At 43.1% G+C, this 12,378-nt stretch carries 12 protein-coding genes; 7 read left to right on the top strand and 5 right to left on the bottom strand.

The genetic code is table 11. The features are described from left to right. Positions 1-358: 358 nt before the first annotated feature. The gene (locus J7I93_RS14730) at positions 359-1,528 is read right to left on the bottom strand and encodes a MalY/PatB family protein (protein WP_214726624.1); all 1,170 of its coding nucleotides are present in this window, start codon (positions 1,526-1,528) and stop codon (positions 359-361) included. Between the two features lie 118 nt (positions 1,529-1,646). On the opposite strand from J7I93_RS14730, the gene J7I93_RS14735 reads away from it, so the two are divergent. Continuing rightward, positions 1,647-1,907: a DUF1871 family protein gene (locus J7I93_RS14735; protein WP_110064786.1), complete on the top strand. Its 261-nt coding sequence runs from the start codon at positions 1,647-1,649 to the stop codon at positions 1,905-1,907. A 66-nt stretch (positions 1,908-1,973) separates the two neighbouring features. On the opposite strand, the gene J7I93_RS14740 is transcribed toward J7I93_RS14735, so the two are convergent. Then, positions 1,974-2,813: an alpha/beta fold hydrolase gene (locus J7I93_RS14740; protein ID WP_214726625.1), complete on the bottom strand. Its 840-nt coding sequence runs from the start codon at positions 2,811-2,813 to the stop codon at positions 1,974-1,976. A gap of 256 nt (positions 2,814-3,069) precedes the next feature. On the opposite strand from J7I93_RS14740, the gene J7I93_RS14745 reads away from it, so the two are divergent. Next, entirely contained in the window at positions 3,070-3,573 is a 504-nt protein-coding gene (locus J7I93_RS14745) for an Lrp/AsnC family transcriptional regulator (RefSeq protein ID WP_214726626.1), read from the top strand. Continuing rightward, a complete protein-coding gene (locus J7I93_RS14750) occupies positions 3,573-4,754 on the top strand; it encodes an aminotransferase (RefSeq protein ID WP_214726627.1) in 1,182 nt (393 codons plus the stop codon). The genes J7I93_RS14745 and J7I93_RS14750 overlap by 1 nt, the downstream gene beginning before the upstream one ends. Positions 4,755-4,864: 110 nt before the next feature. On the opposite strand, the gene J7I93_RS14755 is transcribed toward J7I93_RS14750, so the two are convergent. Together J7I93_RS14755 and J7I93_RS14760 are read right to left on the bottom strand one after the other, a co-directional pair. Next, a complete protein-coding gene (locus tag J7I93_RS14755; RefSeq protein ID WP_214726628.1) occupies positions 4,865-5,227 on the bottom strand; it encodes a helix-turn-helix domain-containing protein in 363 nt (120 codons plus the stop codon). A 229-nt stretch (positions 5,228-5,456) separates the two neighbouring features. After that, complete coding sequence (locus J7I93_RS14760) at positions 5,457-6,800, bottom strand: sodium-dependent transporter (RefSeq protein ID WP_214726629.1); 1,344 nt, start codon at positions 6,798-6,800, stop codon at positions 5,457-5,459. Between the two features lie 345 nt (positions 6,801-7,145). On the opposite strand from J7I93_RS14760, the gene yugI reads away from it, so the two are divergent. From yugI to J7I93_RS14775, 3 genes are all read left to right on the top strand, one after another. Next, a complete protein-coding gene (gene yugI / locus J7I93_RS14765) occupies positions 7,146-7,544 on the top strand; it encodes a S1 domain-containing post-transcriptional regulator GSP13 (protein WP_110064792.1) in 399 nt (132 codons plus the stop codon). 507 nt (positions 7,545-8,051) lie between these two features. Further along, positions 8,052-9,479: a Na+/H+ antiporter NhaC gene (nhaC, locus tag J7I93_RS14770; protein ID WP_214726630.1), complete on the top strand. Its 1,428-nt coding sequence runs from the start codon at positions 8,052-8,054 to the stop codon at positions 9,477-9,479. 152 nt (positions 9,480-9,631) lie between these two features. Next, positions 9,632-9,997: a group I truncated hemoglobin gene (locus J7I93_RS14775; protein WP_214726631.1), complete on the top strand. Its 366-nt coding sequence runs from the start codon at positions 9,632-9,634 to the stop codon at positions 9,995-9,997. A 216-nt stretch (positions 9,998-10,213) separates the two neighbouring features. On the opposite strand, the gene J7I93_RS14780 is transcribed toward J7I93_RS14775, so the two are convergent. Continuing rightward, entirely contained in the window at positions 10,214-11,635 is a 1,422-nt protein-coding gene (locus J7I93_RS14780) for a sigma-54 interaction domain-containing protein (protein ID WP_214726632.1), read from the bottom strand. Positions 11,636-11,851: 216 nt separating this feature from the next. Between J7I93_RS14780 and J7I93_RS14785 the strand changes: the two genes are divergently transcribed. Beyond that, the coding region (locus J7I93_RS14785) for an aldehyde dehydrogenase family protein (RefSeq protein WP_214726633.1) at positions 11,852-12,378 on the top strand (527 nt) is incomplete at its 3' end.

Genomic DNA, 12,378 nt, shown 5'->3' on the forward strand with positions numbered 1-12,378 from the left:
CGGAAATCTAAGCAAGCAGAGGAAGATGGTCGCCATAGAGGGTTCATGAAGCCGGAAATTTAAGTAGTCAGCAGGAAAAGGTCGTCATAGAGGGTTCATGAAGCCGAAAATCTAAGTAGGCAGCAGGAAAAGGTCGTCATAGAGGGTTCATGAAGCCGAAAATCTAAGTAATCAGCAGGAAAAGGTCGTCATAGAGGGTTTATGAAGCCGGAAATCTAAGTAATCAGCAGGAAAAGGTCGCCATAGAGATTTTATGAAGCCGAAAATCTAAACAAGCAGAGGAAGATGGTCGCCATAAAGAAAACAAATAGTAAAAAAGAAAAAAGCACGGAACCTTCCTCCGTGCTCATTCCCCATCTCATCCAAACGCTCTCTTCAGTCTCGCCAGTCCATCCGCCAAGACCTCATGCGGGCAGGCGATGTTCATGCGGACGAATCCTTCACCGCCTGGGCCGTATTTTGGACCTGGTTCGAGGGCGAGTTTTCCTTTTTCCAGCAGCTGCTTTCTAAGCTCCTCATCAGTCATATCTAGCCCGCGGCAGTCGAGCCATAATAAATAGGTACCATCAGGCTCAATCATCGTAATGCCAGGTAATTCTTCTTTAATAAACTTGGCGGCTGCCTTTTTGTTTTCCTCCAGATAGTCCATTAATCCATCCAGCCATTTTTCGCCGTGGCGATAGGCTGCTTCCATACCGATGATTCCGAAGGCGGACAGGGTGAAAAAGCCTTGTTTGCCCTGTTCCTCCTGGAAGGTTTTCCGCAGTTGTTCATTGCTGATGACTGCAGCGGATGCCTGGATTCCTGCGAGGTTCCATGTTTTCGTCGGAGCGATGCATGTGACTGTAATATCAGCGAGTTGCTGACCCAGAGAAGCAATCGGTGTATGTTTATTTCCTTTGAAAATCAAATCGGAGTGGATTTCGTCCGAGAGAATGATACAATCGTATTTTACGCACAGCTCTCCGATTTTCAGCAGCTCTTCCTCAGTCCAAATTCTCCCTCCCGGATTATGCGGGTTGCACAGCAGGAATAACTTCACGCCTTCCTTAAGCTTGCTTTCAAAATCCTCAAAGTCAATCTCATATCTGCCGTTTTCGAGCTTTAGCTGGGAATTAACAACTGTACGCTCATTTTTTTTAATCATTTCGAAAAAAGGTGTATAAACCGGAGACTGAAGCAACACTTTATCATCTTTTTCAGTAAAAGCCTGGATAGCTGTGGCAATGGAAGGAACGACTCCAGTGCTGTACAGGATCCAGTCTTTTTCAATTTCCCAGCTATGCCGCTGCTTGAGCCACTGTACGATCGCTTCAGCAGTAGAATCAGGCGCGTATGTATAACCAAAGATGCCGTGATCCAATCTTTCCTCAAGTGCTTTCTTTACTTCTTCAGGTGGCTGAAAGTCCATATCCGCCACCCACATTGGCAATACATCTGTTGTGCCGAAAACAGCCTTGGTCATATCCCATTTTACAGAAGCTGTATTTTCCCGTGCGATTTTTTGATGAAAATTAAATTGATTCATTCCTGTCACCGCCTATATGATTCTTTTATGTATCCTGACTCTATGATATGATATTGATACTAAAAATTAAAACAAAGCGGCTTCAGTCTGGCAGCCGAACGATAAAAGGTGATAAAGCATGGAAATTCAGCAAACAAACCTTTTGCTTGTCCACACTCTGGATCAATGGGATCCATTTGGAATCGGACCAGGCAATTATGATACAGAAATCGCAGATTCAGTCCAGGCTGTTCACGATCTCGATGATAGGGACAAGCTTGCAAGGAAAATACAATCCATATATGAATTCTCCTTTGAGGAGATCATCCCCTTGGAAAAATGCAAGGAAATCTCCGCCCAGCTTCTTGATATCAAGAATAATGGTTCATGCACCATTTAATTATTCTAATACCGCAGTTTAGACTGCAATGAAACGGCAGCCCTCCCCGGTTTGCCGTTTTTTCGTCTAAACGCTCTCTGCAGTCTTCATAAATCTTTTTATATGCTGAAGGACATCTTCCGGACGTTCTTCAGGTACGAGATGACCGGTATCTTTTAAAATAACCAGCTTGGAGTTCTTCAAATCTTTATTCAGTCTTTTCCCGATGTGAAGAGGGACTACCCTGTCATGCTCTCCCCAAATTAATAGGCATGGAGTTTCGATCCTTTTCAGGGCAGCCGGAGGCAAGTCCCCTTCCCGGTCGCGGATCATCCTGGTTAGTGCACGGAAAATATCATCCTCTAAAAATGGCGACAAATATCCATAGAGCATCTCGTCATCGATCATGGAATGGTCATGGACGACATTTTTCAGATTCTGCTTGACCCCGGAACGCTGTAAATATAATTTTACATACAAATGAAAGAAAGGTATGTAGCTGGAAAAGATAATATGGGGTTTCATCCTTTTCATATAGCCGGAGCTGCATAACAATACCGCTTGGTCTACAAGTTCAGGCCTGGAATGGGCGACATTTAAAACAATCTGTCCTCCCATAGAATGGCCAACTAATGTAACTTTTTCAAAGCCAAGCTTTTCTGATAGCACGATGACTGTTTTTGCCAGGTTTTTGTATGAGTAAACAAACTGCCGGGACTTCCCGCTTTTGCCAAAGGGCGGCAAGTCAATAGAAACAACATTGAATTCCGTTTTCAATAGAGGAATCAGCCTGCGAAAGCTAAACGTGGATGACAGGAAGCCATGCAGCAGGACCAGGGTTTCCCTGGAAGATTCGTGTTTATAATACTCATAGTAAACCTCAGTACCATTAATCGGTTCTGTTCCTGAAAATGCTATCTCTTCCATTGGCGTTCCCCTCCTTGCTTTTTAGACGATAAGAAATTAACGGGCGGCAGCAAGCCCTGGCAGGATCGTTGGATTCAGCGGGCTAAATGGGCCCGAAAATGGATGTTTCCCTATATTTTCCCCTCAATCTCCATCCTGACACATAGGATTTTATAAATTTTAAAATATAATATAAGTGAAGCATATATTTTCGGCCGTTTTTGCTATAATGGAACTATTTTATAGAGTAAATCACTAAAGGATGGGAGCGACAAAGATGAAATTAACAGATAAACAAATAGAGATTTTGGAAATTTTAGAAAATAATAGTGCGCGGATCCCCGTTGAAGACATTGCGAAAATGGCTGAATTGAGCATTGAAGAGACAAATGAGGCGTTAGAAAAGCTTGAGGAATTAAAGGTTTTAGTCAGATATAATTCGGTTATTGATTGGTCGAAGGTGGATGGGCATGAGGGTGTTACCGCGATGATTGATGTGAAGGTGGCTCCTAAACGCGGGGTAGGCTTTGACGAGGTTGCCCAAAGAATTTATCGCTTTAAAGAGGTAAGATCTGTGTATTTGATGTCTGGCGCCTATGATCTTTCCGTCATTATTGAGGGCCGTTCCATGAATGAGGTTGCACGGTTTGTTTCTGAAAAATTGTCAACACTCGACTCGGTCCTGTCTACAACGACTCATTTTATTTTGAAAAAGTATAAGCATGACGGAACAATCTTTGAACAAAATGAAGATGACAAACGAATCGTGGTGTCTCCGTAATGAACCGTACTAAAACGTATCTTTCCAAAACGGTTGAAGAGCTGAAGCCTTCGGGAATTCGCCGCTTTTTTGACCTGGCTGCAGGAATGGAAGGCGTTATCTCGCTGGGTGTGGGGGAGCCTGACTTCGTTACGCCCTGGTCTGTAAGGGAGGCTGCGATCCTGTCCCTTGAACAAGGGTATACCTCTTATACAGCCAATGCCGGTTTATTGGAGCTTCGGGAAGAGATTGCGGGTTATTTGCAGAAAAGTTTCGGTGTGTCCTATTCTGCTGAAAAGGAAATCATCGTCACAGTCGGTGCGAGCCAGGCCTTGGATATTGCTCTAAGAGCCATCCTTGATCCCGGTGACGAAGTAATTGTTGTCGAACCTAGCTTTGTTTCCTATGTCCCCTTGGTAGCTCTTGCGGGCGGAGTGCCTGTACAAGTGCAAACGCTAAAAGAGTTCGGTTTTAAAATTCAGCCTGAACAGCTGGATAAAGCAATCACAGGACGGACAAAAGCGATTATGCTTTGTTCTCCGAATAATCCGACAGGAACAATGCTTAGCAAAAGTGAGCTCGAGGAAATTGCGCAGATCGCAGAAAAGTATGATCTGCTAGTGCTGGCAGATGAAATTTATGCAGAGCTGGCTTATGAGGGAGAATATACAAGCTTTGCTGCCATCAGCGGAATGCGGAAAAGAACGATTTTAATTTCAGGGTTTTCAAAGGGGTTTGCGATGACAGGCTGGAGGCTGGGATTTGTTTGCGCGCCGGAGGAAATCTCCCAGGCTATGCTTAAAATCCACCAATATGCCATGATGTGCGCTCCGACTATGGCGCAATTCGCTGCCCTGGAAGCTTTAAAAACAGGCAGGGCAGATGTAGAAGAAATGAAAAAAAGCTACAGGCGCAGGCGGAACTATTTCGTTCAGTCACTTAATGAGCTAGGATTAACATGTCATGTGCCGGGTGGAGCATTTTATGCGTTTCCGTCTATTGAAAGTACAGGCTTGACCTCTGAAGAATTTGCAGAAGAGCTATTATTGGCAGAAAAAGTAGCAGTCGTGCCAGGCAATATCTTTGGAGAAAGCGGGGAAGGACATGTGCGCTGCTCCTATGCTACGTCTATGGAACAGCTGCAGGAGGCCATAAAGCGGATCGGCCGTTTCCTTGAACGAAGACGGAGTCAAAAGGCATAAAAAAAGGACAATCCATAACAGATTGTCAACTTCAAAAAGGGGGGAATACTAGAAAGCCTTATACTACAAGGCTAACCAGTATTCCCCTTTTTATACTTGGATTTTAAAATTTATTTATTATGATATTTGATTTCGTAGAGCATTTGCATAACCCTCAGAAAATCCTCTTCACTGATTTCCTTTGCTTTTCTTAGTATGAGCTTTGCCTTTTTTGTGCCTATTTCACGTACAAGCTGTTCAATTTCATAATCGATTCCAGTCTGGTTCGTCTGCAGCTCCTGTTCAAGCAGCTCTGAGGCAGGTATATCAAGTGCTGTTGAAATTTTTAAAACAGTTTGGGTATCCGGAATTTGATCCCCGTTTTCGTATTTTGCAATGGTACCAGTTCCAACCCTCACTTTTAACGCAAGCTGCTGTTGGGACATATTCGCACGTTCCCGGCATGCCTTTATGTTATTGCCAATGTTTGACATGATCCATCACCCCTTTTATCATTTTCTCCTATTACTAGTTTATCATGTGGGGCTGTTTGTTATGGATGCTCTTCGTGAACATTTCGTTAACATCTCCGGCAAGACCGGACAGTAAGAGCTTCCTCAGGAAGTTCCCGAAGAGCATAAATGGGAATTCAAACTGTCCGGACATGCCTGATTGGTTCCTTGTTGTTAAAGAGCTGTAATGATGAAAGTTTCACTTAATTAACTATAGGATCCCAAACGAATGAAGGAAAACAAATATAATTGCCACGGGGACAAGATACCGGATGGAAAGGTACCATAAGTCAAAGATCAGGCCAATCCCCTTTGTGCCGGCATTCAGTTCCTCCTTTACAGTTTGACGGGGGATTCTATATCCCACGAACAGAGAAATACATAATGCTCCAAGCGGAAGGCCGATATTGCTGGTGATAAAATCAGCCAAATCAAAAATGGTTTTATTAAAAATCAGTACATCCGACAAAACGCCAAATGAAAGGGCGCTTGGAACGCCTGCAAGGAAAATAAGCAATCCGAAAGACCATGCCGCTGTTTTTCTTTTTTCGGTTTTATCCTTTACCAGGGCTGCCACCCCAATTTCCAGGATGGAAAAAGCGGATGTTAAGGTAGCGAATAAAAGCAGCACGAGGAAGATGGTTAAAAAGATACCGCCAAACGTGATTTCATTAAATACGGCAGGCAGTACGACAAATACCAGACCTGGTCCGGCACCAGGTTCAAATCCCAAAGCGAAAACCGCAGGGAAAATAACCAAGCCTGCCAAAAGGGATATAATAATGTTTAAGCCGACAACGGAGAAGGCGGATTTTGTCAGGTTATCTTCTTTGGAAAGGTAAGAAGCATAGGTAACCATGACGGAAATCCCTACGCTCAGTGCAAAAAAGGACTGTCCAAGCGCAAGAAGGACCGTTTCGGCATTCAGGTTAGTAAAATCAGGCTTTAATAAAAACTTTACGCCCTCGAGCGCACCTTCCAGGGTAAGCGAACGGAAAACTAAAATGACAAAAAGAATAAATAAAGCAGGCATCATATATTTGCTTGCCCGTTCAATCCCTTTTTGAATGCCGCCCTGGACAACTGAAATAGTCATTAGCATAAAAAACAATTGCGCAACAACAACCTCTGTTGGATTCGCAATAATATTTTCAAAGAGGGCTGCATATTCCGCCTGTGAAAGGCCGGTTAAAGTTCCTGTAAAGCTTCTCCACAGGTATGAAAGAATCCATCCGCCGACAACACTATAAAAGGAAAGGATAATAAACGAGACAGCGACTCCGCCAATCCCAAGCCAATGCCAGCCAGATCCGGGTGCTAAAGTCCTGTAGGCTGTAACAGCATCTTTTTGTGTTCTGCGGCCAATAATAAATTCAGCAATTAAAATGGGAGCCCCAATAAAAATGGTTAAGAGAAGAAAAATGGCAAAAAAGATTCCGCCCCCATTTGTGCCGGCCATATAAGGGAACTTCCAAATAGCTCCCAAGCCAATGGCAGATCCTGCAGCGGCTAAAATAAAACCAAGTTTTGAAGTCCATTGTTCATGTTTTTTCATAAATAGCTCCTTTAAAATAATGTGAAACTTCTTTAGCTGGAGAACTTTTACCCTTATGTAGGAAAGACCCCAAAAAAGATATTTGTCCATCTTACTATGATTTACGAAAATTGTGTAGGGTGATACTATTGTTTGCAGAATGTTTCTTTATATTAGGGCTCTATTAGAGTTCAGTGTTGGTATTGGCACGATGTTGATTGGAGCGGAAATGAGGATGGAAGGAAAATTGGGGTAAAATGGATTGATCGTTAATCCATTTTCATTTTTGATATTTTTCTTAAGTTATGGTATAATTTTTTATTGCGTATAAAGAGATAAAATTTGAATTTAAATAGGAGTGTTTTCATGTCTGAGAAAATCGAAGTAGGCAGTGTTATTACAGGAAAGGTTACGGGTATTCAGCCATACGGTGCGTTCGTTGCACTGGATGAGAATACACAAGGATTAGTCCACATTTCCGAAGTAACTCACGGATTCGTGAAAGATATTAACGAACATCTTAAAGTGGGCGATGAAGTAAAAGTAAAAGTTTTATCTGTTGATGAAGAAGCAGGTAAAATCGGATTATCAATCCGCGCAACTGAAGAAGCGCCTCAAGCAGAAGCAAAAGCTAAGAAGCCTCGCAAACGCCAGGCAGCGCCAATCAAAATGGAAGACGAATCTGCACAAGGATTCAACACACTTAAAGATAAGCTTCAAGAGTGGATTGAGCAATCCCAGCGCGAAGACCTTATCAAGAAGTAATACATGGGAAGCCGGGCCTTTGCCCGGTTTTTTATTTTATTGGCTACAAAGCTGAATCAGAGTAACAGGCTGTGCTGGCAAAAGAACTTTAAATACGCAAAAATTATTTGCTTTTACATGCAAAATGAGCGTGCGCTCGACAAAATATTTTGCATGTAAATTACATAGAAACACCTACCTGAACCATTTTTAACGTTAGAATTCAGAAAAGTGACGTAATTTTGTGTTTTGGCATTAATCTTGCAAAGGATACTCTAAATGGATGGTTTAAGGCGTGGTGATTTTGACACCAGTTGTTTGGAGCAGAAGTGCGCGATCGTCGAAAATGCACTCGCATTTTCTTCTTGCCGTAATTAGTCGAGGAATCTTAATCAAATTACTGCTGGAAGATCGAGTCAGGCTTATTGTTTGAGGAGGTGGCCCGACCGCAAGCGGTCCGCTGGAGTGCTGGAGTTAGAAATCAACAGGCCAATTGAAACAGAGGTATTATTTAAAGGAGGAACATATATGGAAGAAACGACAGGGAAGAAGATTCCATTCTGGATGGCTATGCTGCCGTTAATCGTCATGATCGCTGTTATGGCTGTCACGATTGTAAAATTTGAGGGAAGCCCGCATGTACCATTAATTACGGGCACAATTGTATCCGCTTTCATTGCCTGGCGTTATGGATTTAAATGGAACGATATAGAAGAAGGCTTTTATAAAGGGATTCGATTGGCTCTTCCTGCCATCCTTATTATCATTATGGTAGGCCTGACGATTGGTTCGTGGATAGGCGGCGGAATTGTCGCAACGATGATTTATTATGGATTAAAACTTATTACGCCTTCCATGTTCTTAGTTTCAATATGCGTTATCAGTGCAATTGTTACACTGGCGATTGGAAGCTCCTGGTCCACGATGGGAACGATCGGGGTTGCAGGCATGGGAATTGGAATCAGTATGGGCATTCCAGCTCCGATGGTGGCAGGAGCCATTATTTCAGGTGCGTACTTTGGGGACAAGATGTCGCCGCTTTCCGATACAACTAATTTGGCTGCAGGGATTACCGGCACCGACTTATTTGAACATATTCGCCACATGTTTTACACGACCATCCCTGCTTTGGTGATTGCAGTCATTGCGTATTGGATTATGGGCAGGCAGTTTGGCAGCAGTACATTAGATAATGAAAATATTACAGAGGTCATGAAGGTGCTTTCAGAGAGCTTCGTCATTTCTCCTTGGCTTCTCCTTGTACCTGTACTGGTTATTTTCCTGGTAGCCAAAAAAGTTCCGGCCCTGCCTGCATTGGCGGCTGGAGTTGTGCTTGGCTGGCTCTGCCATATTTTCGTTCAAGGTGGTTCAGCAGGAGATGCTGTAAATACGCTGCAGGGCGGCTTTTCGATTGAAAGCGGAAATGGCCTTGTGGATGACCTTTTCAACAGAGGCGGCATCGATGATATGATGTACACCGTTTCCCTGACCATTGTCGCGATGACCTTTGGTGGTGTCATGGAACAGACAGGGATGCTAAAAGCGATTGTCGACCAGATTCTGAAGCTTGCCCGTTCAGCTCGGAGTCTTGTAGCTACAACGGTTCTATCATCCTTTTTCACAAATATTGCCGCAGCAGAGCAATATATATCCATCCTGCTGCCTGGAAGAATGTATGCACAGGCCTATAAGGACAAAAATCTGCAATCCAAAAATCTTTCACGCGCACTAGAGGACGGAGGGACTGTAACTTCTGTATTTGTCCCGTGGAATACTTGCGCGGTGTTTATCTTTTCTACACTTGCCGTGCATCCATTTGAATACGCCCCATATGCGATATTGAATTTCACCGTGCCAATCCTGGCCATCATCTTTGCCATGCTTGGCTACAAAATTACTTTTATGAGTGATAAAGAGCGAAAAGAAATGGAAGCAAACGAACAAAAGGCATCTTAAAAAAGAAGGCTCTGAAAATTTCAGAGCCTTTCGCATTATTTTGATTAATGGAAAATGAACTGGGTAAAGGTAAATTGAAGCAACCCAGTTCACTTATGAATATGGGCTTTCATTTTGTCAAAGAATACATTTTGTTGAAAGGAGTGACAGTTATGTCAGAGCAAACATTGTACGAAAAAGTAGGCGGTGCGGAAGCCATTGAAAAGGTAGTGGATTATTTTTATGAAGAGCTAGTATTGAAGGATCCGACCGTCAATCAATTCTTTGAGAACACTGATATGGTTAAACAAAAAAGCCATCAATCGAAGTTCATCAGCTATGCACTCGGAGGGCCAAACCAATATTCCGGCAACTCGATGGCAAAAGCGCATGAAGGCATGAATTTGCAGCCGGAACACTTTAACGCCATCGCTAAGCACCTCCATGACGCGCTTGCCCACTTCGGCGTGAGCGAGAGGGATATTGACGAAGCATTAACCCGAGTTGCAGCGCTTCGGGACGATATTCTATATAAATAAAGCTCCCCGCAGGGAGTCTTTATTTTTAGCTAATAATAGCTGTCTGACGTAATTTTGCTTGGAAAAGAGCGGATATACCCGTTTTATCCGCGGAATTTTGAATATAACCGCCATAAACTGTAAAATCACTGTCTCTTCAAAGCAGCAATCCCCGCCCTTTTAGATATATCAACGAAAATCCGATTATATCAACGAATCACCTACTCGCAGCCCCAATTAGCTATTCTCCTTCTTAACTCCATACTTTCGCAGCCTGTATTGCAGGTTTTGCCGGCTCATGCCAAGAGATTTTGCGGCTTGGGTTATATTATTGTCATGATGCTTGAGCACTTTCTTTAGATAATAGGTTTCAGCTTCCTGGATGTATTGCTCAAGCGGCTTGATCGGCTTGTTTTTCTGGATCAGCAGGTCGTCCATCGTGCTGGTCTCGTTCTGTTCCTCCTTGAATTGCGGTTTGTTGCGGAAATGGAGAGGCAGGTGAACGTAGCTGATAGCTTCTTCCTGGTCGATCAGATTCATGGCGCCTTCAATAATATGCTCCAACTCGCGGACATTCCCAGGCCAGTCGTATTGCTCGAATTTGTTCATCACGTCTTCATCCAGCTCAGCGACATTCATTCCAAAGAGCTGATTGTATTTTTCTATAAAAAATTGAGCGAGGTCCCGGATATCTATTGTTCTCTCCCGTAAAGGAGGAATAAAAAGAGACACGACACTTAGCCTATAGTACAAGTCCTTCCGCAAACGGCCATCCGAAATTGCATCGATTGGATCCTCGTTGATTGTGGCGATTATTCTTACATCAACGTTCCGATCTTTCGTATCGCCAATCCGACGGACCGTTTTTTCCTGCAAAACTCTTAAAAGCTTCGCCTGCAGGGATGGATTTAAAGAGTTAATTTCATCCAGCAGCAGTGTTCCTCCATCTGCCTGCTCAAATAGACCCGGGCGCTCAATCGAACCGGTAAAGGCGCCTTTTTTTGTACCGAACAAAAGACCCTCTATCAAGCTATCAGGCAATGCCGCACAGTTTTGGGAGATAAATGGTTTTGAGGAGCGGCTGCTGCCGTTATGGATGCTTTGCGCAAAAAGTTCTTTCCCGGTCCCGGTTTCTCCGATGACCAAAACAGACGAGCTTGTTCTGGTCGCTCTTTTGCTTGCCTCGATCACTTCCCGAATCTCATCGCTGCTCCCTATAATGCTATCAAAGGTGTAGCGGGTATCTCCTCGTTTGTTCATGTTTTCCCTGATTAGCTTTTCAAGCTTTGTAACATCACGGGCAATTTCCATGGCGCCTATTTGTACATTTTCCTCAATGAGAGGAAAAGTGTTATTAATCGTTGTGATTTCCTGGCCTTTATTATTAAAGTACGTTTGCTTGGCGTTTTTAATATCCCTGCCCTTTTGGAGGGCTTGAAGGAGTGTGCTGTCCTCGTTGTGGTTAAAAGAAAAGACATCAAGCAGGTTCTTATCCAATACATCTTCATAGTCCATGCCTTCTATCTCAGCCATTTTTCTATTGTAGATAATCGTTTTTCCTTCGTCATCTACAACATGGACACCCACATCGATTTCATCCAGTATTCGCTGAAAGGTCCTATTTTTTAATTGAAGCTGTTCGAATTCAAGCTGATTCATTTTGGTCTCCTCATCCTGTATTTTATTTAATAGTATAAACTAAATTGAAATAGTGCAATGGAAATTTGCACCTAAAGATAAAAACGGCTTATCAATGCGCAAAAATATTTTGCTTTCAAAAACAACAAACCTTTATTTAACCGCTTTTTAAAGTTGGCACAGTTCTTGCATTATAAAACGACGGATGCAAAAAAAGACTTAAAGGGGGATGGAATCATGGTACAGTCGTACAAACATGAACCTTTCACAAATTTTAAAGCAGAAGAAAATCGCGAAGCATACTTACAGGGATTAAAAACAGTCGAAGGCTATTTAGGCCAAGACTATGACTTGTTAATTGACGGAGAGAGAATCTCCACTGATGATAAAATCGTCTCAATCAATCCTTCTAATAAAGAAGAAGTGATTGGCCGTGTTTCAAAGGCAAACCGCGAGCATGCCGAGAAAGCAATGCAGGCTGCTGTTGAAGCGTTTAAGACTTGGAGAAAAGTAAAGCCGGAAACACGCGCAGATGTGCTGTTTAAAGCTGCTGCGATTATCCGCCGCCGCAAGCATGAGTTTTCTGCCCTTTTAACAAAGGAAGCAGGAAAGCCTTGGAATGAGGCAGATGCTGATACTGCGGAAGCGATTGACTTCCTTGAGTACTATGCACGCCAAGTATTAAGAATTAAAGACGGTGTTCCCGTAAACAGCCGTCCGAATGAATATAACCGTTATGACTATATTCCATTGGGAGTAGGCAT

It is taken from the genome of Bacillus sp. ISL-47 (assembly GCF_018613175.1).
Lineage (GTDB): Bacteria > Bacillota > Bacilli > Bacillales > Cytobacillaceae > Cytobacillus.